The organism is Flavobacterium frigidimaris (genome assembly GCF_002217275.1).
Taxonomy (GTDB): Bacteria; Bacteroidota; Bacteroidia; order Flavobacteriales; family Flavobacteriaceae; genus Flavobacterium; species Flavobacterium aquidurense.
Map to the genome: position 1 here is coordinate 21,597 of NZ_MUGV01000039.1, position 23,506 is coordinate 45,102.

The following is a 23,506-nucleotide window of genomic DNA, read 5'->3' on the forward strand; positions in this document are numbered from 1 at the left end:
CTAATTTTGTCTGAAATAATTTAAAAATCAACAAAATGGATTTAATGGGAATGATGGGTAAACTTAAAGAAACCCAACAAAAAATTGAAGATACAAAAAAGCGTTTAGATACTGTTTTAATTGATGAACAAAGCGCTGATGGATTATTGAAAGTAACATTAACAGCTAATAGAAAAGTAACCTCAATCTCTATTGATGACTCTTTATTAGAAGATAAAGAACAACTGGAAGATTACTTAATTGTAACTTTAAATAAAGCTATTGAAAAAGCAACAAACGTAAACGAAAGAGAATTGGATGCTGTTGCCAAAATGGATATGCCGATGATTCCGGGAATGGATAATTTATTTAAATAAGATTCTAAGGCACTAAGAAGCTAAGGNNCCTTAGCTTCTTAGTGCCTTTTTTTTAAAACTTTTGAAGTGTCTCAATCACATAAGTATGCATTACTTCTTTATAATCTAAATGTGTTACAATTCGGAGTTTGTTATGTCCGAGTGCACTAATTAAAATATTTTTCTGCTTTAATTTTTCAATCAAAAGCTGGTCGCTATATCCTTCAGCTAATGAAAAAATTAAAATATTAGTTTCTACAGGCTCAATTGCTGCAATCCATGATTTTGTACTTAAAACTGCTGCAATCTCTTTGGCTCTTCGGTGATCTTCTGCTAATCTTTCAATATTATGTGCTAAAGCATATAATCCGGCTGCCGCCAAATAACCAACCTGACGCATCCCTCCACCCAATATCTTCCTGATTCTCAACGCTCTGCGAATATCAGCTTTACTACCAAGTAATATAGAACCTATTGGAGCTCCTAATCCTTTTGACAAACAAACAGAAATGGTATCGAAAATTGCTCCAAATTCCTTCGGATTTTGTCTTTTTGCCACTAAGGCATTCCAAATTCTTGCACCATCTAAATGGAATTTCAGATTATTAGCATCACAAACTTTTTTTATTTCTCTTAAATCTTCTAATTCGTAACAAGCACCTCCACCTTTATTTGTTGTATTTTCTACACACACCAAACTAGTTAACGGACTATGGTAGAATTCAGGATCATTTATTGCTGCAGCAACCTGAGTTGCATTTATCATCCCTCTGTCTCCATCTAATAAACAACAAGAAACACCACTGTTAAAAGATACTCCTCCTCCCTCATAATGGTAGACATGTGCGTATTTATCAGCTATTAATTGTTCTCCGGGTTGTGTATGTAATTTAATTGCAGTTTGGTTTGCCATAGTTCCAGAAGGAAAAAACAGTCCCGCTTCCATACCAAAAAATTCAGCTACTCTCGCCTCTAATTCGATAACTGTTGGATCTTGTTTATATACATCATCCCCAACCTGGGCATTGAACATATACTGCAACATTTCGTGCGTAGGCTTGGTTATGGTATCGCTAATTAAATTTATTTCCATATTCTAAAAACTATATCTTATTTTTGTGCAACAAAATTACGTATTACTGTTTGTTAATCTCGGCAAGTTTTAGTAAATTTTAACTAGCAAATTACCATACAACCAAATTAACGTAATATTTATAAAAAACATATAAAACTACTATTAATTTATGACAACTACCGAACAAATAAAAGGTATTGTGGAGCGCCTTGGTGCGTTGAGGAGGTATCTTTGACGTTGATGCCAAACTAATCGAAATTGCCAACGAAGAAGAAAAGACCTTCGCTCCCGACTTTTGGAACAATGCAAAAGAAGCCGAAGTCATTGTAAAAAACCTTCGAAACAAGAAAAAATGGATCGAAGATTATAACAAAGCCATCGAACTTACTGACGAGCTTCAGCTGGCGTATGATTTTTATAAAGAAGGAGAACTTTCTGCAGAAGAATTAGACGAGCATTATAAAACAACGCAAGATCACATTGAAAACATTGAGTTTAAAAACATGCTTTCTGACGAAGGTGACAGCCTGAGTGCTGTTATTCAGATTACTGCCGGAGCCGGTGGAACCGAAAGTTGTGACTGGGCCGGAATGTTAATGCGTATGTACATGATGTGGGGAGAGAGTTATGGCTACAAAATAAAAGAACTGAACTTTCAGGAAGGTGAGGTTGCCGGTATTAAAACCGTAACTTTAGAGTTTGAAGGAGATTATTCTTTTGGCTATTTAAAAGGAGAAAACGGCGTGCATCGTTTGGTTCGAATTTCACCTTTTGATAGTAATGCAAAACGCCATACCTCGTTTGTGTCGGTTTATGTTTACCCGCTTGTTGATGACAGTATCGAAATTGACATTAATCCTGCTGATATCGAAATTACAACTTCCCGCTCTAGTGGTGCCGGAGGACAAAACGTAAATAAGGTAGAAACTAAAGTTCAATTGGTACACAAACCAACGGGAATTCAGATTCAGTGTTCAGAAACGCGATCTCAACAAGACAACAGACAGCGTGCCATGCAAATGTTACGTTCTCAATTGTACGAAATTGAATTGAAAAAACAGCAAGCACAACGTGCTGATATTGAAGCCGGAAAAATGAAAATTGAATGGGGTTCGCAAATACGTAATTATGTTATGCAACCTTATAAATTAGTAAAAGATGTTCGTACCGGCTATGAAACCAGCGATGTTGATGGCGTAATGAACGGAAATATTGACCCATTCTTAAAAGCATTTTTAATGATGATGGGCCAAAAGGAAGAGGAATAGTAACAGTATTCAGTCGCAGTTTTCAGTCGCAGTTCAAAACTGAAAACTGAGACTGAAAACTAAATAAAAAAGTTATGATAAAATGGGCAGATGTAATTCGTTTTACAAATAAAGGAAATCCGACTCCAGAGAAAAAAGTGGAGAAAACGGAAGAGGAATGGAAACAGATCTTAACTCCTGAAGAATATCAGGTAACTCGCTTAAAAGGGACCGAAAGATCTTTTAGTTCTGAACTTTGCAGTTTATTTGATCCGGGAATCTACGAATGTAAATGCTGCGGCACTTTACTTTTTGATGCTTCTGAAAAATTTGAATCAGGAACGGGCTGGCCTTCATTTACACAACCAATCAAAGAAAATGCGATTGCTTATAATGCTGATAAATCACACGGAATGATTCGCGTTGAAGTAGTTTGTAGTACCTGCGACGCTCATCTCGGACACGTCTTTCCTGACGGCCCCGAACCAAGTGGATTAAGATATTGCATTAATGCTATTTCATTATCTAAAATAAAAGAATAAATTTACAAAAAGCGATTTTCTTAAAAGTGAATCGCTTTTTTTTATTCCTCAACTTAATTACTGCAATTAAAAATTGTAAGTTACTACCTATCAATTAAGTAAACTTTAATTTTCTTTTTTAAATTCCCTGAAACTTATGCGTTTTTAAGGAAAAATCAGCATTAACTATGCGTGCATAAATTAGAAAACAATTAATAAATCAACATCTAAAGTGTTAATTTTGTAATATTTAAACTGTTATTTTAAACATATTTCAATAAACACAAAAAAAACATTAGGTAATTAGGATCTAATTGATTTTATTTGGTAAAAATAAACCCCTAAATCAATTAAATTCAGTAAATGAAATCCTATTCAATTCAAGAAATTAACGAAGTGATCAATGGCGTAATTTACGGCACTACTTCTCAAAGTATAACTGCAACAGAGCAATTAGAAAAAGCAACAACTTCAGAAATTTCATTTATAGGAAACAAAAAATATGAAAAATACTGGTCGGCTTCAAATGCATCTATTGCAGTAGTTAACGAAGATATTTCAATAGAGCCTGGAGAAAATCGTGCTTTTATTAAAGTAAAAAATGCCGATTTGGCAATGTCTCAAATTTTAGCTCTTTTTGCACCTCCTACTCCAATTTTCCATAACAATATTCACAAAACCGCAACGGTTGATGAAACTGCAATTATTGGTGAAGGAGCCAGAATTGGCGCTGGATGTTATATAGGCCCAAAAGTTGAAATCGGCGCTAATGCCACTATATATCCAAATGTGACAATTTTAGACGAATGTACTATCGGAAAAAATACTATTATATGGTCAGGAACGGTGGTTCGTGAGCGTTGTCATATTGGTAATGACTGTATCATCCATCCAAATGCTACTATTGGTGCTGATGGTTTTGGATTTCGTCCCTGCAAAGAAAAAGGTTTGGTTAAAATTCCACAAATCGGAAATGTAATTATTGGAAACGGAGTTGAAATTGGTGCAAACACTTGTGTAGACCGTGGAAAATTCAGTTCGACTGTTCTTGGGGATGGTTGTAAAATTGATAATTTAGTTCAAATTGGACATAACAGTAAATTAGGTAAATTTTGTATTATGGCCGGAAACAGTGGTTTAGCAGGTTCTGTTACGCTGGGAAATGGCGTTATAATTGGCGGAAGTGCCTCTATAAAAGATCACACAACAATTGGTGATGGAGCTATTGTTGGAGCGGGTTCTGGAGTAACTGGAGATGTTCCCGCAGGAAAAACAATGTTAGGATATCCTGCTGTTGAAGCTCGTGATGCCTTAAAACAATGGGCCATTTTAAAAAGAATGGTTTGCGATTCTAAAAAATAATCAAACTCAATAAGTATAAGAAAAACAGAAGCTCGCTTCTGTTTTTTTGTTTAATACAAGTTCGTAATAATATACTTCTTTCTACCGAAAATTATTTACAGTGGAGTTTTCAGACACCTGGTTTTATTTCATTGCAGAATCATATTTATTATGTGAGTTTCAATTGATTTTGTAAATTAGCCAACAGTATTTTGTAAAAACATCAATATCTTATGGATTTAAACTTCAATAAAAACGAAGATCACAATAAGCTCTTACTTTCTGAATTAAAACAAAAATTTGCCAAAGTAAAATTAGGGGGAGGCGAAAAACGTATCCAAAAACTCCATGCTGAAGGTAAAATGACAGCCCGCGAGCGTATCGATTATTTATTGGATGAAAATTCTAAAAGTATAGAAATTGGAGGTTTTGTTGGTGAAGGAATGTATGCAGAGCACGGTGGATGTCCTTCGGGAGGAGTTGTGATAAAAATAGGATATATAAAAGGCAAGCAATGTATTGTTGTTGCTAATGATGCCACCGTTAAAGCAGGGGCCTGGTTTCCAATTACAGGAAAGAAAAACCTGCGTGCTCAAGAAATTGCTATGGAAAACAGACTTCCTATTATCTATCTGGTAGATAGTGCCGGTGTTTATTTGCCATTACAAGATGAAATTTTTCCAGATAAAGAACACTTCGGAAGAATCTTTAGAAATAATGCCCAAATGAGCAGTATGGGAATCACCCAAATTGCAGCTGTTATGGGAAGCTGTGTTGCCGGAGGGGCGTATTTACCTATTATGAGTGACGAAGCTTTAATTGTAGATAAAACCGGAAGTATTTTCCTTGCCGGAAGTTATTTGGTAAAAGCTGCCATTGGCGAAACTATAGATAATGAAACTTTAGGTGGTGCGACAACGCATTGCGAAATTTCCGGAGTTACTGATTATAAAGCTAAAGATGACAAAGATGCTTTAGATAAAATAAAAAACATAGTAGATAAGATTGGTGATTTTGATAAAGCTGGCTATAGCCGAATTAAAGCCGAAAAACCTACTCTGGAACCTAAAGATATTTACGGAATCTTGCCAAAAGCCAGAAACGAGCAATACGATATGATGGAAATCATCAATCGTTTGGTTGATAATTCGGAGTTTGAAGCTTATAAAGAGGGTTACGGTCAAACCATTATTACAGGATATGCCAGAATTGATGGTTGGGCAGTTGGAATTATTGCTAATCAGCGAAAAGTAGTTAAAACCAAAAAAGGCGAGATGCAATTTGGCGGTGTTATTTATTCGGACAGCGCTGATAAAGCGACACGTTTTATTGCAAATTGCAATCAAAAGAAAATCCCTTTAGTTTTTTTACAAGATGTTACCGGGTTTATGGTTGGATCAAAGTCTGAACATGGAGGAATTATTAAAGATGGTGCTAAAATGGTAAATGCAGTTAGTAATTCAGTAGTGCCAAAATTTACTGTAATTGTTGGTAATTCTTATGGAGCAGGAAACTATGCAATGTGCGGAAAAGCATATGATCCAAGATTGATTTTTGCATGGCCGAGTGCAGAACTTGCAGTAATGGGAGGAACACAGGCTGCTAAAGTATTAGCTCAAATTGAAGCTTCTTCGCTTAAAGCGAAAGGTGAAATTATAGATGAAACAAAAGAAACCGAACTGTTTAATAAAATCAAAGCACGTTACGACGAACAGACTTCACCCTATTATGCTGCTTCAAGATTATGGACAGATGCCATTATTGATCCTTTAGATACCCGAACCTGGATTTCTATGGGTATTGAAGCTGCAAATCACGCTCCAATTCAAAAAGCATTTAATTTAGGCGTTATTCAGGTTTAATATCATTTTATGAATTCTCAAAATAAGTTAAATAAAAAGTAAAAAACTTATTTCCAACTACTTAAAAATAAATATATCACTAAAAAGTAGTAACTTAGTATATTATTTTTAATCACGTAGTATCATGGAAAATGTAAAAAGTTTGAATAAATGGGCAAATTCGCACACTTATTTACCAGTAGATTTGGTACGTATTGTATTGGGTGTTTTTTTATTTATGAAAGGAATTTCATTTGTAACAAATGCGCAATATTTACATGATTTAATTTCTCCTATTGATCAGTATGGAGGCGGAATGTTTCTTTTGCATTATATCGCCCCAGCCCACATGATTGGAGGAATAATGATTGTTTTTGGGTTACTCACCCGCTGGGCAATTGCTGCCCAATTACCTATCCTTTTTGGTGCGGTCCTTGTAAATTTCATGGGGCACATGCATTCTGAAAGCCTAATCTTAGCAGTAGTTATACTATTACTTTGCATCTTCTTCTTATTTTATGGAGGAGGAAAACACTCAGCTGATTATTACTTCAAAATGCAGCAATAAAATATATTTTATCCTCAGCTTATTTCAATAAAAGTTGAGGATAAAATAATAAAGCAGTTTTTAAGAAGTAATTAGCATTTTAAAATTTCATTAATTGTGTTTTATGAACTAAATTCGCAAACATGAATTGGATTCGTAAAACCGTTATTTTTATATCACTTTTGATTCTTGCCTTTTTTGCATCGCAAGAAAGCAATGCTGCTATACAAGAAATAGAAGGTCACAAAACAGATACCAATTTCTCTAAAGATTATACAGATTCATTAGCTTTTATACAGCCACAAGCAAGTTATCAATTTGCAGCAAATATTAAAACACACAATCCTGGTATAATTAAATGGTTTGATTCTTTACTAGTTGTTATTCCGCAACATCAAGTCGTAAAATCAGCATCAAACTTTGCAAATCAATTCTCGACTCAGAGCAAGAGAGTCTTGCTTATGCTCTACCCTTTCCACTTTTTTTGGTAGTTAAATACATGAAAATTTAGTTAGAAGAATTCATTTCTTCAAAAACAATCGAACGGTTTTCTTTCTGAAAACAGTTTGCCATTTCATATTATTTATCAAATTCAAAAACATGGAAACAAGTGTAACCATTATTGGTATTGTGATCGCAATCATAGTAGCCATTCCCATATATTTTTCTGCACGAACGAGCGCTGCAAACAAATCAAGAATCTTAAATATTAAAAAGAAATTCAATCCGAGTCATCCGGAAGATTTTGATTTAACCGAGTCACAAAGTAATAAAACACTGACTATAGACCAAAAACATAGAAAATTCATTTTAATGAATTTTAATCCAAATCAACAAGAATCAACATTTGTTGATTTAAAATCAGTTTCATCCTGCAAATTAATTTTGACTACCGATGGAAATTCAGATACTATTCTCAAAATTGATTTTGAATTTCAGGAAAGAGAAACTTCTAAAAAAATTACGATTCCATTCTATGATTTTGACGACGATCGTATCAAACAAATTAGTGCTTACCAAGACCATCTGTTTGCCAAAAAATGGCTCAAAATCATTCAGGATTCTATTTAATGTTAGTTATTTAATTCAGGGAAGAGACTCAAAATTGAGTCTCTTTTTTTTATGTTACCGGCATGACATTTATCATTTTATATATTAATAGGAAGAAGTAATTTTGATGAATCCAAAATACTTTTTTATGAAAATCTCACTGATTCAGAAGTACAATGTTCCAGGTCCAAGATATACCAGTTATCCCACAGTTCCATATTGGAATGAAGTTGAATTTACAGAACAAAAATGGATAGCATCATTTCAACAGTCCTTTTCAGAAAGCAATTCTCAAAACGGAATCAGTTTATATATTCATTTGCCTTTCTGCGAAAGTATGTGTACTTTTTGCGGCTGTAATAAAAGGATAACCAAAAATCATACTGTCGAAGAAGACTATATAAAAGCGCTCATAAAAGAATGGAGTTTATATTGTAAACTACTGCCTGAAAAACCTCTTATAAAAGAAATACACTTAGGTGGTGGAACTCCAACGTTTTTTTCAAAAAACAATTTAGAACATCTTATCAATGGCATTTTTACCTTTGCCAACAAAGCTGATCAGCATGAGTTTAGTTTTGAAGGACATCCCAATAATACAACTTATGAGCAACTTCAAAAGTTATATGATTTAGGCTTTCGCCGAGTAAGTTTTGGAGTTCAGGACTATGCTGAAAAAGTTCAAAAAGCAATTAATAGAATTCAACCTTTTCACAATGTAGCCAAAGTAACTTTTTGGGCAAAAGAAATTGGCTATACCTCTATTGGTCATGATATAATTTTTGGCCTTCCTTTTCAAACTATCGAAGATGTTGTCGATACTATCGAAAAAACAAATTCCTTAAAACCAGATCGATTGGCCTTTTACAGTTACGCCCATGTACCCTGGATTAAAGGAAATGGACAACGTGGATTCAATGAGGAGAACCTCCCAAAAGACGCGCAAAAACGAAAACTATACGAAATAGGAAAACAATTACTTTCAAAAAATGGTTATCATGAAATTGGAATGGACCACTTTGCTTTAGAATCTGATAGTTTATACAAAGCAGCTGCAAACAAAGGGTTACATAGAAATTTCATGGGGTATAGTGCTTCAAAAACACAATTAATGATTGGTTTAGGAGTTTCTTCTATCAGTGATAGCTGGTATAGTTTTGCTCAAAATACTAAAAACTTAGAAGATTATTACCAATTGTTAGAATGGGATAAATTGCCTATTGTTAAAGGACATATTTTAAACGATGAAGATCTGAAAATAAGAAAACACATATTGCATTTAACTTGTGACTTTGAAACTTCCTGGGATAATGAAGCGCGCTATTTTGAAGAACTTCCAAGTGTATTAAAAGACCTGGAAGAAATAGAAAAAGATCAGTTAATTGTAATTGAAGAAAAGAGAATAAAAATTACAGAAGCCGGAAGACCGTTTGTCCGAAATATTTGTATGGCTTTTGATTTACATTTAAAAAGAAAATCACCGGAAACGAATTTGTTTTCGATGACTGTTTAATGACAATTAGGAGTTCCCTGTACAAACAAACTCATATTAGATGGAGAAACGTAAGGAATTCCTAAACCCAAGCCTCTAAGTATGAATAAAACACCAATAATAAAAGCAACATACGGAATTGCTTTTTGAATTTTATTTCGAAAGGGAAGTTTTATCAAAGAATGTAGGTAAACTACAGTAGTCATTAATGGTATAGTTCCTAATCCAAATAATAACATATACAAAATACCAAAACCAGCACTCTGCATAGCAATTGCACCAAATAAGGCAACGTAAACCATTCCGCATGGCAAAAATCCATTTAATAATCCAATTGTAAAAAGAGATTTATAACTTCTGTTTTTAAATTGACTTCCTAAACTTGATTTAATTTTTGAAATAATTCTGTAAACAGGTTTTGAAAAATTATATCTCGAAAAAACTTTTTCCGGAATCAAAACTGCAATTATCATTGCTACACCAATAAAAATTGATAAATTCTGTTGCAGTCCAGCCAGGAAAAAACCTCTTCCTAATAATCCAAAAATCATTCCGATTGTTGCATAAGCAGTTAATCGGCCTAAATGATAAGTAACAATTTGAGTAACCTTTTTAGCTTCATTCTGATGATCTACAGGTAGCATCATAGCGATAGGACCGCACATTCCAATGCAATGCAAACTACTGATTAAGCCTAATATAAATGCAGAATATAACATGTGTCTTAATTTACGTAAATAACCTCTTTAGTTAAGTACTTTGTTCCACTATATTGCCATTCCATATTAACATCCCAACGACCTTTAACCAATTTAACTTTCGGAATTAACATAACGGAATTAGTCAATGTTATTTGAGTATTAAAATCAAACTTCTTATTTGAAGGGCGATACAAAAGAATATTTCCCTTTACTTTATCATTTTCAAAATTTGCAGGAAAAACAACTTTTACACCTTCTTCATTATATACAATTGAAGGTTTCTGTTGCAAATCATGTGCATTTTGAATACGAGCCATTTCCTCCTGAAAATGCGAATCGTGTTTATAATATTCTTCAACAACTAAATCATTATCATATTTACTGTTGGATTGCACTTCAAAAACAAAATACAATATAAAAGTCATGAATAATGCAAAAGCAATGACAATTCCTGTTCCCCAATTTATTTTCATATTGTAAATTTAATTTGTTAGTTGTCAAATGGTATCGCCTTTTAATTATTTGTTTTTGTTTCACAAAGTCTTATAGTGGCGATGTCATGGTGGTGTTATTTTTAATTAAAACTTCTCGGACCTAAAAAGTTTGTTGTGGTAGTTTCGAGCAATTCCTTGCCGTTGTAAACGCCAATTTTAACCTTGGTTTTATCGCTTTCCAAAAGCACTTCATTAATTTCTATAAACAAAGTTCCTTGTGAAATGCCTTCTTTTTGTATTTTGAAATGCTCTTTTCCAACATTTTTAATTTCACCTTTTTGATCAATCAATTCAAAATGGATATCATTGTAATCTTTCATTGTTTTGTTTACAATTTTATACGTATAAACATTGCTTATCTTATCTCCTTTATGCTGAAATAACTGACCTGGTAAACGAAGGATGATTGCTTCGACATTTGTTCGCAAGAATAACATTCCAACAAAAACACTTAATAATATAAATAAAACAGCTGTATAACCTTTCATTCTGGCTGTAAATCTGAAAGGTTCTTTCTTGGCTATTTCATCTTCCGAAGCATAGCGAATAAGTCCTTTCGGCAAACCTACTGTTTCCATTATTGCATCACATTCATCAATACAAGCTGTACAATTTGTACACTCTAATTGTGTTCCGTTTCTAATATCAATTCCCATTGGGCAAACATGAACACATTGATGACAATCGATACAATCTCCTTTTCCAGTTGTGGCTCTATCTTCTTTTTTATTGTACTTAGCACGTCCTTCTTCTTTTTCTCCACGGACAAAATCATACGCCACATTAATAGATTTATTATCTAAAAGCACACCTTGTAATCTACCATACGGACAAGCAATTATACAAACCTGTTCTCTAAACCAAACGAAAACAAAATAGAAAACACTAGTAAAAATTAGAAGTGCTATAAAATTGCTGGACTGTTTAACCGGACCTTCTTCAATCATTAAAAATAACGCATCACTACCAACTAAATAAGCTAAAAAGACATTAGCAATTCCAAAAGAAATTAAGAAAAAGATCGTCCATTTAATAAGTCTTTTTCGGATTTTCTCAGCATTCCATTCCTGGCGTGCTAAACGCGATTGTGCACCACGGTCACCATCAATCCAATATTCAATTCTGCGGAAAACCATTTCTAAAAAAATAGTTTGCGGGCAAATCCAACCGCAAAATATTCTCCCAAAGACAACAGTAAACAAAATCACAAAAACAACACCAACAAGCATCGATATTACAAAAAGATAAAAATCCTGAGGCCAAAAAGGGAATCCAAAAATATTAAAGCGACGTTCTAAAACATTGAACATCATAAATTGGTTACCATTTATTTTTATGAACGGATTAGCAACTAAAATTGCCAATAAAATATAACTTACAATTTTTCTATAATCATAGAATTTACCAGACGGTTTTTTAGGGAAAATAAATTTTCGATTACCAACTTCATCAATAGTTCCAATGGTATCTCTAAAAGCTTCGTCTGGTAAATTTGACATGATTCTTATTTTTTAACTTCTGTACTATCTTTTGTTTTAATTGCGGCATCTTTTTGAGAAGCACTTTCATCTACCCAAATTTCTCCTTCCGGATCTTTTGGGTCTTTAGGTTTACTTCCTTGCAAAGACAAGATATAACTGGCCACTTTTTGAATTTCTTTTGGTTTCATACCATTAGTTTTCCAGGAAACCATTCCTTTGCCATCACGTCCTCCGTTGGTAATAGTATGAAAAACATTTTTAATTCCGCCACCTAGAATCCAATGGTCATCTGTTAAATTTGGACCAATTTGTCCTCCTGCATCTGCTCTGTGACAAGCAGCACAATTAGTGGTGAAAATTTCTTTACCAGCTTCTAAACTTTCTTTATCCGTTAACAAAACAACCGTTTTTTCATCCATTAAATCCGGAGCGGTTTTTAAATACTCTTCTACATCAATTTTTGCCTGCGCCATTTCTTTTTTAAGCTCCATCTCTTGGTTATCAGCTCCAAAAATTTCGAAGCGCGCAAGATATACAACACCAAATATTATAGTGATATAAAATAGATAGACCCACCATGGCGGCAAATTGTTATCTAATTCTTTAATTCCATCATAATCATGATGCAGTAACAAATCCCCTTCCTTTTCAATTGGCTCTGTTTTAGTAAGTTTATGCATTAAGTCTTTATACCAGGTACTTTCTTGTAAACTCAAACTATTTTCATAATCTAATTTTGCTTTTTCTTCAGGTGTCATCAGCTGATACATGACACGATTAACAGCATTCAATGTAATTTCGATAGCAATCAGAATAAATAGAAATACAAACAAAAAAACAGAAACCATTGGATATTTTATAAAAGCTGGCTTATCTCCAGAATCTATACAATATTCCATCAAAGCAAAACCAATGAAAAAAAACAGTGGTACTCTTATATATGCCGGGAAAAACTTTTTCATCTTATTTATCTTTTGAAGTTACACCAAGTCCTTCATTTAAAGGAATTTCACTCATTTCTTTAATTTTATCTTTTTGATAGGAGAATACCCAAAAACCTAATCCTACAAAGAAGATAAAGAAAATTAAGAGAGATAAAATCGGGTAAATTTCTATACCCGATATATTCTCCATATTGTGTTTTATCTGTTCGAACATGACTTTATTTTTTAGCAGTTTCTTTTACTTTAATATCAGTCCCAAGTCTTTGTATATAAGCAATTAGAGCGACGATTTCTCTTTCATTCATTGGGACAAATTTTTCCCCTTTTGCAGCTGCTTTGTTTTTACTGTCTTGGTAACTTTTTACAAAATCAGGATCATTTTCTAAACTTTTCTCTATTGATAAAGCCTGTGTTCTCAATGTTTTTTGAGCATTTGCAATTTCATCTGCAGTATAAGGAACACCAAGCGAAACCATGGCCTGCATTTTCTTTTGCGTCAATGATAAATCCATTGCTTTATTATCAAACAACCACTTATAACCTGGCATTATAGAACCTGCAGAAGTACTTTGTGGATTCCAAAAGTGGTTAAAATGCCAGTTATCATTATATTTTCCTCCAACTCTTAGTAAATCTGGACCAGTACGCTTTGATCCCCATAAAAATGGATGATCATACACAAACTCGCCAGCCTTAGATTGTGGTCCATAACGTTCTACCTCGCTTCTAAATGGACGAACAGATTGTGAGTGACAACCTACACAGCCTTCTCTTATATATAAATCACGTCCTTCAAGTTCAAGGGGCGAATAAGGTTTTACACTTGAAATAGTTGGAATATTTGATTTCACCATAATTGTTGGTACAATTTGAATAATACCTCCAATTAAGATCGCGATAGTTGCCAAAATGGTCAATTGAATTGGTTTTCTTTCTAACCAGGTATGAAATTTTTCACCATTCAGTCTATTGCTGCTTATTCTTTGTAAAGCTGGAGCCTGAGCTAACTCATCTTCAATAGTTTCACCTGCTTTTACAGTCATTATAATATTGTACACCAATGTCAGCATTCCAACCAAATATAAAGTACCTCCTATTGCTCTCATCCAATACAAAGGCATGATTGCTGTAACCGTTTCAAGGAAGTTTCCATAAGTTAAGGTGCCGTCCGGATTAAATTGTTTCCACATAGAAGCTTGTTGAAAACCTGCAACGTACATTGGTAGCGCATATAAAATGATTCCTAAAGTGCCAATCCAAAAATGGAAATTGGCTAATTTTTTAGAGAACAAATTACTTTTTGTCATTCTTGGAATCAACCAGTAAATAATACCAAAAGACATAAATCCGTTCCACGCTAGTGCTCCAACGTGTACGTGTGCGATAATCCAATCTGTATAATGCGCTATAGCATTTACATTTTTTAAAGAAAGCATTGGTCCTTCAAAAGTTGCCATTCCGTAACCCGTAATCGCCACAACAAAGAATTTCAAAACGGGTTCTTCACGAACTTTATCCCACGCACCTCTTAACGTTAAAAGTCCATTAATCATACCTCCCCAAGATGGAGCAATAAGCATTATTGAGAATACAACCCCCAAATTCTGAGCCCAGTTTGGCAGAGCTGAATATAATAAGTGGTGTGGACCTGCCCAGATATAAATAAATATTAGTGACCAAAAGTGAATAATAGATAATCTATAAGAATAGATAGGGCGATTTGCTACCTTAGGAATAAAATAATACATCAAACCCAAAAACGGAGTAGTTAAGAAAAATGCAACTGCATTATGTCCGTACCACCATTGTACCAAGGCATCCTGAACACCAGCATAAACCGAATAACTTTTTAAAGCTGACACTGGTAATTCAATGTTATTAAAAATATGCAACACAGCAACCGTAACGAAAGTGGCAAGATAAAACCATATTGCAACATATAAGTGTCTTTCTCTTCTTTTCAACATTGTACCAATCATATTGATACCCATAACTACCCAGATTATGGCAATAGCAATATCAATTGGCCACTCTAATTCAGCATATTCTTTTGAAGAAGTATATCCTAAAGGCAGTGTGATTGCAGCAGCAACTATAATAAGCTGCCAACCCCAAAAATGTAAGTTACTTAGAAAGTCACTAAACATCCTGGCCTTCAGCAATCGCTGAAGTGAGTAATACAAACCGGCAAAAAAAGCATTACCTACAAAGGCAAAAATAACGGCATTTGTGTGTAACGGTCTTAATCGTCCGTAACTTAGCCATGAAATCCCATCAGTCATGTTGGGAAAAAGGTACATAACCGCAAGGGTTAGCCCCACTAGCATACCTACTACTCCAAAAAGGATAGTGGCATAAATGAATTTTTTTACAATTTTGTTGTCGTAATAAAACTGTTCCATTTCCATAATTATACTTGTTTTTCTTCGATTGTTGAATTATTATTCTGAGGAGTAATTTTGGTTTCATCGTCAAAAAGCATTCTGACTGAAGGCGTATAATCATCATCGTATTGTCCAGATTTGACAGCGATGATAAAGGCTATGAAGAAGCCAATTGCTACGAAAATACTAACTGAAATTAATAGATAAATTACACTCATACCTTAAATTTATGTTAACAAAATTAGTAGGTTGCAGGCATTTAAAATATGATAATTATCATAGTCAAAGACTTAAGTTAAATTTAATAAAAATTTATCTACAAATTATTTATAATGATTTTAAATTACTGCTGCTGAAATAGTTAGACATTAAAGTCACAAAACTTACGATGGTAATTGTACTTAGTGGCATAATAATAGCCGCTACCAAAGGGAGCAAATTACCAGTTACTGCGAAGGATAAGCCAATCACATTATACAAAAGTGATAAAACAAAACTCATTTTGATGATCAAGATAGATTTTTGAGATAATTTTAAAAAATAATCTAATCGGGAAAATTCATGGGCATCTAGTATTGCATCACACGCCGGAGAAAAAACATTGACATTTTCAGAAATAGATATCCCAGCATTGCTTTGCGCCAAGGCACCTGCATCATTTAACCCATCGCCAACCATCATTACACTACAACCTTTTTCCTGTAATTTTTTAATATATTCCAGTTTCTGTTCCGGTTTCTGATTAAAGATGAGTTCAGTACCCTTTGGCAATATTGTTTCGAGATTACTTCGTTCTCCATCATTATCTCCGGAAAGTACTTTCAGTTGATACTTTTTACTAAGAGTTAAAAATAACGCTGCAAGGCCATCTCTATATTGGTTTTGAAAATTAAACTGCCCATAATATTCAGTATCAATTTTGATATGGAGCGCCGTTTTTTCTATTTCACCAGCTTCTAAATCTGAAATACCAATAAATGCTGCTGAACCAATTTGAATCGTTTTATTTTCAATTGAAGCTAAAATTCCTTTTCCTGTTATCTCTTCAAAATTATCAACTTTTAGTCGCTTTGAATCTGGTAAAAAATCATATAACATTCGGCTTAATGGGTGATTGGAAGCACGGAGTACATTTTTTATAAGTAAATAATTCTCATCAGAAATTGGGCTTCCTTCATAAACAATATTCGATTTTTTATTTGTTGTTATGGTTCCGGTTTTATCAAAAACTATAGTATCAACTTTTGCAAGTTGTTCAATCACCAGTGCATTTTTAAGATACATTTTCTGCCTGCCCATAATTCTCAAAATATTACCGAAGGTAAACGGCGCTGTCAGTGCAAGAGCACATGGACAGGCAACAATTAATACTGCTGTAAAAACATTAAAAGCTGTATTGGTATCAATAAAAATCCAGTAACCAAATCCAGCAAAAGCAATTAATAGTAATATTGGAGTAAAATAGCGGCTAATTTTATCGGTAATTGTTTTGTGTTTTTGCTCCACATTTTTTTGAAAAATTTCATTACTCCACAACTGTGTCAGATAACTTTGTGAAACAGAATGCAAAACTTCCATTTCGACCACTTTTCCAATCTGTTTTCCTCCGGCGAATACTTTGTCTCCCGATTTTTTAGTTATCGGAACTGCTTCCCCAGTAACAAAACTATAATCAATTTCAGCCTTTTCACTAATTAAAATACCATCAACCGGAATTAATTCCTGATTTCGAATCAATAATCTATCCCCTTTTACGACATCATAAATTGCAACACTCTCTTCTGAAGTATCCATATTAATTTTAGTAACTGCAATAGGAAAGTAAGATTTAAAATCTCTTTCGAAACTTAAGAAACTATAGGTTTTAATTTGAAACATTTTTCCCAGCAGCATGAAAAAAACCAAGCCTGTTAAGCTGTCAAAAAAACCTGATCCGTAATTCATTACAATATCAAAAGTACTTCTGACAAACATTACGATGATTCCCAGTGCAATTGGAATATCGATATTCAGCATTCGTGATTTAATACTTTTATAAGCCGAAACATAATAACCGCTAGCAGAATACAAAAAACTTGGTAGCGCTAATAGAAAAATTAAAATTCTAAAAAAAGGCTTGTAGTTGTCCAACCAAAATTCCTTGATTTCGAAATATTCCGGAAACGACAATAACATTATATTTCCAAAACAAAAAAAGGCAACACCAAGTTTATATGTTAAACTTCTGTCTACATTATTTTTCCCTGCTTCATAGTTCTCTAAACTTATATAAGGTTCGTATCCAATGGAACTTAACAAATAAGCAATAGATTTAAGTGAAACTACATCAGAATTAAAGGTTACACGAACTCTTTTTTCTGGAAAATTAACTTGTGAGATACTGATCCCTTTTTGGATTCTGTTTAGATTTTCAAGTATCCAGATACAAGAACTACAGTGTATGTGTGGGATATTTAAAGAAACTATAGCAGTATTTCCTTCCTGAAATTCTAATAATTTTGAGAGAATAGCTTCGTTATCTAAAAAATCATATTTACCCTGAATGTCTTGAGGAGTGGCACCAGGAGATTTTTCAAAATCATAATAACAAGTCAAATCATGAAGACTGAAAATTTCGTAAACCGTTTTACATCCGTTACAGCAAAACTTTTTTCCATCAAAATTGATTTCTTCATTTTTGGCAATGGTTAACCCACAATGAAAACAACCTTGCTCACTCATAATTTGTTTTTTTTAACTTATGCAAAGTTTATAAATTGAAAAAGACTATAAATATGACATTTATCACGTTTTAATTAATTACGATTCTAATTTAAGAAATAAAAAAAGGCAAATTACAGACGTACATCATTTCTTATCTTTTTTTATGTATTTATTGCAGCTTAAGACATGAATATTGGTTAATTTTGCTTAAAATTTTTTGTCATGAATAAATGTGACCAGTGTATCGTACGCCAACTAACTTCTTTGCAAGCCCTAAATAAAGAAGAAGTAATAAAACTAGCTAATAGTAAAACCACTTATAAAATAAAAAAAGGCGAAGCTATTTTTGAAGAAGGCGAAGTAACTAATGGCGTTTTTTGCGTAAAAGACGGGGTTGGAAAACTTTCTAAACTAAGTGCCAATGGAAAAGATCAGATTGTAAAACTGGTTAAGTCCGGAGAACTTTTAGGACAGCGTTCTATGATTAGTAACGAGCCAGCCAATTTAACGGCAAAAGCAGTAGCTGATATGGAAGTTTGCTTTATTCCGAAATCTGAAATCATTGGTTTTTTTAACACCAACAATCAGTTTTCAATGAAATTAATGCAAACTGTTTGCGAAGATTTAAAAGAATCTGAAAATGACAAAATTGCATTAGTTCAAAAAACAGTAAAACAACGATTAGCCGAAACTTTACTTTACTTACATGACTTTTTTGGAGAAAACGAAGATAAGACATTAAAGGTACAACTAACCCGAGAAGAATTGGCAGGAATAATTGGAACTGCGACAGAAAGTTGTATACGCCTACTATCCGACTTTAATAAATTAGGAGTTATTGAATTGATTGGTAAAAAGATTGTACTTAAGGATGTAAAAACATTGAAAAAAATAGCTGATTAATTATAGTTTTTTAGCTTCATTCCAAAATACATCCATTTCTGCTAAAGTCATATCCATTAATGGCTTTCCTAACTCGCCGGCTTTACTTTCTAAATACTGAAAACGCTTAATGAATTTTTTATTCGTACGCTCTAAAGCATCTTCTGGATTTACATTTAGAAATCGGGCATAATTAATCATGGAGAACAAAACATCTCCAAATTCTGCTTCAATTTTATCCTGATCACCAGCTTTAACTTCGTCTTGCAATTCTTCCAGTTCTTCCTGAACTTTATCCCAAACCTGATGTGGTTCTTCCCAATCAAAACCAACACCTTTTACCTTATCCTGAATTCGGCTTGCTTTAACCAGAGCGGGTAAACTTCTTGGAACGCCTTCCAAAACCGATTTTTTACCTTCCTTCAGTTTTAACTTCTCCCAATTTTGTTTGACTTCTTCTTCATCTTTAACAACTGTGTCACTGTAGATATGCGGATGGCGATGAATCAACTTATCACAGATTTCATTACAAACATCAGCCATATCAAAATCATTAGTTTCAGAGCCTATTTTAGCATAAAAAACAATGTGCAGGAGCAAATCTCCCAATTCTTTCTTCACTTCATTTAGATCATTATCCAAAATAGCATCTCCTAACTCGTAAGTTTCTTCAATTGTCAGATGTCTGAGTGTTTGCAAAGTTTGTTTTTTATCCCATGGACATTGCTCACGAAGTTCATCCATGATAATTAATAATCTTTCGAAGGCTTTTAGTTGAAGTTCTTTGCTCATTTTTGAAGTTTTTTTGATTGAAACCGAATGATGTAAAAGTAAAAAATCCTGCTAAGAAAACATCTTAACAGGATCAATATATTTAAGGGTAGAAAAACTACTATTCTTCTTTTTTCGCTTTTGCTTTTTTAGCAGCAGGAGCTTTTTTAGGTTTTTCTTCCGTTACTGGAGCCTCTTCAGCAGTTTCAGTCGGAGCCGGAGCCAAATCCGTAACCAAACCTTTAGCTTCAAGGGTATTATACCAGTTTAATACTTTTTTAATATCTGAAGGATAAACTCTTTCTTCATCATATTCCGGTAAAATCTCTTTGAAGTAAGCTGTCAATGTTGCATTATCTTCTTTATGAGAAATAGCCTGACCTTTGTTTTCTTTAACAGCAATACGTTGCATTACTTCTGTTAAAGGTTTTTCACCTTCATATGTATAAATTGAAATCTCTGATAATAAACTTACATTGCTTTTTAAGTTTACTGTGATTTTTTTTCCGTCTGTTAATGATTCTGCCACAAAACCTGTACGAGTTTGCACTTTCAATACATATAAACCTGGTTTACCAGAAATGGCTAAAATTTTATCTAAATTCATGTTTATTAAAATTAGTATTAAGAATTTCTTTTTATATTTTATTATGTTCTAATATTCTTAAGAACAATTATCTTCCTTTTTTTGCGGCAGCAAATTTCATTCGGTACTCTTGAAAAGTTTTACCTTCTGTAATGTTTTTCAATTTCTTTTGAATCAAACGTTTTTTCAATGAAGATATTTTATCTGTAAACAAAACACCTTCAATATGATCGTATTCATGTTGAATAACTCTTGCTATTAAACCATCGAAAACCTCTGTTTTCATTACAAAATCTTCTTCACAATATTCAATTGTCACCGTAGGTTTTCTGTATACATCTTCACGAACATCAGGAATACTTAAGCATCCTTCGTTAAAACTCCACTCTTCTCCTTCTTCTTTCACAATTTTAGCATTGATAAAAGTCTTTTTGAAACCTTTTAAATCTTTCTGCTCTTCAGACGGTAAATCGTCATCATCGCTAAAAGGAGTCGTATCAATTACAAACAAACGAATTGCCATACCTACCTGTGGTGCAGCAAGCCCAACACCATAAGCATTGTACATCGTTTCATACATGTTTGCTATTGTTTCTTTTAAGTTTGGATAATCAGGCGTAATCGCCTCACCAACTTTTCTTAAAACAGGATCACCATATCCTACAATTGGTAAAATCATTTGTATTAATTTATGTATTATCTACTGAAAACCCTGAATTTAGTTCCCCTAATTCAGCTGGCAAAAATAGTAAAAAATAGTCAAGGAATAATTCTAAACAACATATTAAATCGTATTTTTTACCTGTCTGTTAAAATCTCAGCTATAATTATGCCAAATTAATTCGTACAATTCTTACCTTTGTTAGTAAACCTCACTATATGTTTGATCGCATCTCGAAATTCACGAACAGCACTTCCTTTTTAAACGCCTCAAAAGTAACCATCGCTTCTGTAGTTCCTGTCTTGATTTTAAACTTTTTAGGCCATTTTGAAATCGGTTTCACTATCGCTCTTGGGGCTTTTTATACTTACCCTAGTGATATTCCAAGTTCATTAAGTCACAAAATAAAAGGGCTGATTGTAGCATCAATAATAGTTTCCGGAGTCAATTTACTAGTAAATCTAGCCTACCCTTATCCTTTTTTATTTTATCCTTTTTTAGGTTTTTTACTGTTTTTATGTTCTATGATTTCGGTGTATGGACAACGTGCCACATTAGTATCATTTTCTGCCTTATTATCTATTTCCTTATCATTTGGCCATTTACATACAGGCGTGGAAGCTTTTGAATATTCCGGTTTTATTTTTATTGGAGGAATTTTATATTTGATTGTTTCCCTTGTTTTCCATTTTATTCAACCTTATAAATATGTAGAGTTACAGATTGCGGAAGGCATAAAACTAACCGCGAAATACCTAAAATTAAGAGGTGATTTATGGAACCCTGAAGCTAATAGAGAAACAATTATAGAAAAACAATTAGCCGTTCAGGTTGAATTGAATTTGATTCATGAAGATCTAAGAAAAATGCTGATAGGCAACCAAAACACTTCCGGAACTACTGCTCAAAACCGAAAAATGCTGCTGGTTTTTATTACATTAGTTGAAATTCAGGAACTTGCTTTGTATACGTCATTTGATCACAGCAAACTTCATGAAAAATTTGCCAAACATCCTGAAGTGCTTCGAACGTATCAGAATGTAGCTTATAAACTGGCTTCAACTTTAAAGAAACTTTCTAAAAACGTCCATCATATTGCCGTCTATGTAGATAAGAATGATTTGAAAAATGAATTGGATGCGCTGGAATTTGCCATATTTGACTATGAAAAAAAATTAGGAAAAGAAGAAGCTTCAGAAGGCGTTTTGATGCTGACCAATATGCTAAAATATGCCAAAAATCAAGTTGGAAAAATTAAAATTATACAACGTGCTTTTTCATTGGCAATGCAATCCTTTAAATTGAAAGACAAAGATAAAGAGCTGGAAAAATTCCTTACACCACAATATTATCCCTTACGTACTTTAATTGAAAATTTGAGTTTTTCTTCTTCTATTTTCAGACATTCTTTACGATTAACCATTACCATTTTGATTGGTTTTCTTATTGGAAAAATTCTTCCCTTTCAAAACGTCTACTGGATTTTATTGACAATTGTCGTAATCATGCGACCAGGTTACGGACTTACAAAAGAACGTTCTTATAACAGAATTTTTGGAACTATTTTAGGAGGATTATTTGCTTTTGGAATCGTATCGGTTGTCCAAAATCATGTTGCATTGAGCATTTTCTCCATTATTTGTATGCTGCTTGGAATCTCGTTCACGCAAATCAATTACAAAATCAGTGCGACTTTTGTAACGATGTATGTGGTTTTTATTTACGGAATTCTCACACCAGATGTTGTAGAAGTAATTCAGTTTAGAATTTTAGATTCGCTTGCAGGCGCTATTTTAGCGTTTTTAGCGAATCAGTTTTTATGGCCGGCCTGGGAATTTATCAATACCCCAATACACATTGAAAACGCCGTTCGGGCCAACAGAAATTATCTGAAAGAAATTGCAGATTTTTATAATAAAAAAGGAGAAATTCCGACATCGTACAGACTTGCACGAAAAAATGCTTTTGTTGAAATTGGCAATTTGATGACTTCTTTTCAGCGAATGATGCAAGAACCAAAATCGAAGCAAAAAACATTACCATTAGTCAATAAATTGGTCGTTTTAAATCATTCGATACTTTCTGCTTTAGCTTCATTGTCTACTTATATTCAATCACACCAAACAACATCAGCCTCAGAATCATTTAATTACATCATAAAAACCATTTTATCTAATTTAGATCAGTCAATTTCTATTTTAAAAAACGAAACAATTATAAAAGATACTTTTTTTGACAAGGAAGACGTGACACTACAATTTGAAGAGCTTAAACGAAAAAACTTTACTCGTTTAGCTACAGATGAAGATCTGGACAAAGAGACCCGTCAGGCAAAAATGCAGGAAGCTCAAATGGTTATTGAACAATTGATATGGATGAGTAATCTCGCTGAAAAGATTTTGAAAATTACAAAAGAACTAAAAGCAACAAATCCAGAATAATCATTTCAT

The 23,506-nt window shown here is 33.3% G+C and carries 23 protein-coding genes; 11 read left to right on the forward strand and 12 right to left on the reverse strand.

Translation table 11 applies throughout. From position 1 onward, the window contains the following. Positions 1 to 35: 35 nt before the first annotated feature. Positions 36 to 356: a YbaB/EbfC family nucleoid-associated protein gene (locus B0A65_RS19535; protein WP_026982166.1), complete on the forward strand. Its 321-nt coding sequence runs from the start codon at positions 36 to 38 to the stop codon at positions 354 to 356. 52 nt (positions 357 to 408) lie between these two features. Here B0A65_RS19535 and B0A65_RS19540 read toward each other — a convergent pair whose 3' ends face one another. Further along, complete coding sequence (locus B0A65_RS19540) at positions 409 to 1,428, reverse strand: threonine aldolase family protein (protein ID WP_072971246.1); 1,020 nt, start codon at positions 1,426 to 1,428, stop codon at positions 409 to 411. Between the two features lie 151 nt (positions 1,429 to 1,579). On the opposite strand from B0A65_RS19540, the gene prfB reads away from it, so the two are divergent. The 8 genes from prfB (at position 1,580) to hemN (ending at position 9,470) form a co-directional block, all read left to right on the forward strand. Continuing rightward, positions 1,580 to 2,678, forward strand: a protein-coding gene (gene prfB, locus B0A65_RS19545) for a peptide chain release factor 2 (protein ID WP_123890388.1) whose coding sequence is annotated in 2 segments (ribosomal slippage) — positions 1,580 to 1,642 and positions 1,644 to 2,678 — 1,098 coding nt in all. Because the reading frame shifts where the segments join, the coding sequence is not laid out codon by codon here. 74 nt (positions 2,679 to 2,752) lie between these two features. Then, complete coding sequence (gene msrB, locus B0A65_RS19550; protein ID WP_074657197.1) at positions 2,753 to 3,199, forward strand: peptide-methionine (R)-S-oxide reductase MsrB; 447 nt, start codon at positions 2,753 to 2,755, stop codon at positions 3,197 to 3,199. A 342-nt stretch (positions 3,200 to 3,541) separates the two neighbouring features. Further along, complete coding sequence (gene lpxD, locus B0A65_RS19555; protein ID WP_074657195.1) at positions 3,542 to 4,540, forward strand: UDP-3-O-(3-hydroxymyristoyl)glucosamine N-acyltransferase; 999 nt, start codon at positions 3,542 to 3,544, stop codon at positions 4,538 to 4,540. A 212-nt stretch (positions 4,541 to 4,752) separates the two neighbouring features. Beyond that, positions 4,753 to 6,381, forward strand: a complete 1,629-nt coding sequence (locus B0A65_RS19560) for an acyl-CoA carboxylase subunit beta (RefSeq protein WP_074657192.1) — start codon at positions 4,753 to 4,755, stop codon at positions 6,379 to 6,381. Positions 6,382 to 6,505: 124 nt separating this feature from the next. Further along, complete coding sequence (locus tag B0A65_RS19565) at positions 6,506 to 6,928, forward strand: DoxX family protein (RefSeq protein ID WP_074657190.1); 423 nt, start codon at positions 6,506 to 6,508, stop codon at positions 6,926 to 6,928. Positions 6,929 to 7,050: 122 nt separating this feature from the next. Beyond that, positions 7,051 to 7,398 (forward strand): hypothetical protein, encoded by a 348-nt coding sequence (locus B0A65_RS19570; protein ID WP_074657187.1) that lies wholly within the window; start codon positions 7,051 to 7,053, stop codon positions 7,396 to 7,398. Positions 7,399 to 7,507: 109 nt separating this feature from the next. Next, a complete protein-coding gene (locus tag B0A65_RS19575) occupies positions 7,508 to 7,978 on the forward strand; it encodes a hypothetical protein (RefSeq protein WP_074657184.1) in 471 nt (156 codons plus the stop codon). A gap of 127 nt (positions 7,979 to 8,105) precedes the next feature. Further along, positions 8,106 to 9,470, forward strand: a complete 1,365-nt coding sequence (hemN, locus tag B0A65_RS19580) for an oxygen-independent coproporphyrinogen III oxidase (protein ID WP_074658296.1) — start codon at positions 8,106 to 8,108, stop codon at positions 9,468 to 9,470. On the opposite strand, the gene B0A65_RS19585 is transcribed toward hemN, so the two are convergent. The 8 genes from B0A65_RS19585 to B0A65_RS19620 form a co-directional block, all read right to left on the reverse strand. Continuing rightward, entirely contained in the window at positions 9,467 to 10,168 is a 702-nt protein-coding gene (locus B0A65_RS19585; RefSeq protein WP_074657181.1) for a sulfite exporter TauE/SafE family protein, read from the reverse strand. The two genes, hemN and B0A65_RS19585, sit on opposite strands and share 4 nt — an antisense overlap. Positions 10,169 to 10,173: 5 nt before the next feature. Then, on the reverse strand, positions 10,174 to 10,623 hold the full coding sequence (locus B0A65_RS19590) for a FixH family protein (protein ID WP_074657178.1): 450 nt from the start codon (positions 10,621 to 10,623) through the stop codon (positions 10,174 to 10,176). Positions 10,624 to 10,724: 101 nt separating this feature from the next. Then, entirely contained in the window at positions 10,725 to 12,143 is a 1,419-nt protein-coding gene (gene ccoG / locus B0A65_RS19595; RefSeq protein WP_074657175.1) for a cytochrome c oxidase accessory protein CcoG, read from the reverse strand. A gap of 5 nt (positions 12,144 to 12,148) precedes the next feature. After that, positions 12,149 to 13,087: a cbb3-type cytochrome c oxidase N-terminal domain-containing protein gene (locus B0A65_RS19600; protein WP_074657172.1), complete on the reverse strand. Its 939-nt coding sequence runs from the start codon at positions 13,085 to 13,087 to the stop codon at positions 12,149 to 12,151. A gap of 1 nt (position 13,088) precedes the next feature. After that, on the reverse strand, positions 13,089 to 13,283 hold the full coding sequence (locus tag B0A65_RS19605) for a cytochrome C oxidase subunit IV (RefSeq protein ID WP_074657169.1): 195 nt from the start codon (positions 13,281 to 13,283) through the stop codon (positions 13,089 to 13,091). A 4-nt stretch (positions 13,284 to 13,287) separates the two neighbouring features. Then, positions 13,288 to 15,477: a cytochrome-c oxidase, cbb3-type subunit I gene (gene ccoN / locus B0A65_RS19610; RefSeq protein ID WP_074657166.1), complete on the reverse strand. Its 2,190-nt coding sequence runs from the start codon at positions 15,475 to 15,477 to the stop codon at positions 13,288 to 13,290. 2 nt (positions 15,478 to 15,479) lie between these two features. Continuing rightward, complete coding sequence (ccoS, locus tag B0A65_RS19615; protein WP_074657163.1) at positions 15,480 to 15,671, reverse strand: cbb3-type cytochrome oxidase assembly protein CcoS; 192 nt, start codon at positions 15,669 to 15,671, stop codon at positions 15,480 to 15,482. A 109-nt stretch (positions 15,672 to 15,780) separates the two neighbouring features. Further along, the gene (locus B0A65_RS19620) at positions 15,781 to 18,174 is read right to left on the reverse strand and encodes a heavy metal translocating P-type ATPase (RefSeq protein WP_074657159.1); all 2,394 of its coding nucleotides are present in this window, start codon (positions 18,172 to 18,174) and stop codon (positions 15,781 to 15,783) included. A gap of 204 nt (positions 18,175 to 18,378) precedes the next feature. On the opposite strand from B0A65_RS19620, the gene B0A65_RS19625 reads away from it, so the two are divergent. Further along, positions 18,379 to 19,059: a Crp/Fnr family transcriptional regulator gene (locus tag B0A65_RS19625; RefSeq protein WP_074657156.1), complete on the forward strand. Its 681-nt coding sequence runs from the start codon at positions 18,379 to 18,381 to the stop codon at positions 19,057 to 19,059. Here the strand turns inward: B0A65_RS19625 and mazG are convergent, their stop codons facing one another. The 3 genes from mazG to def form a co-directional block, all read right to left on the reverse strand. Further along, positions 19,060 to 19,830: a nucleoside triphosphate pyrophosphohydrolase gene (gene mazG, locus B0A65_RS19630; RefSeq protein ID WP_074657153.1), complete on the reverse strand. Its 771-nt coding sequence runs from the start codon at positions 19,828 to 19,830 to the stop codon at positions 19,060 to 19,062. It abuts the gene before it with no gap. A 100-nt stretch (positions 19,831 to 19,930) separates the two neighbouring features. Continuing rightward, positions 19,931 to 20,416, reverse strand: coding sequence for a DUF5606 family protein (locus B0A65_RS19635; RefSeq protein ID WP_074657149.1), 486 nt, complete (start codon positions 20,414 to 20,416; stop codon positions 19,931 to 19,933). A 67-nt stretch (positions 20,417 to 20,483) separates the two neighbouring features. Further along, complete coding sequence (gene def, locus B0A65_RS19640) at positions 20,484 to 21,074, reverse strand: peptide deformylase (protein ID WP_074657145.1); 591 nt, start codon at positions 21,072 to 21,074, stop codon at positions 20,484 to 20,486. 200 nt (positions 21,075 to 21,274) lie between these two features. Between def and B0A65_RS19645 the strand changes: the two genes are divergently transcribed. After that, a complete protein-coding gene (locus B0A65_RS19645) occupies positions 21,275 to 23,497 on the forward strand; it encodes an FUSC family protein (protein WP_074657142.1) in 2,223 nt (740 codons plus the stop codon). Positions 23,498 to 23,506: the final 9 nt, after the last annotated feature.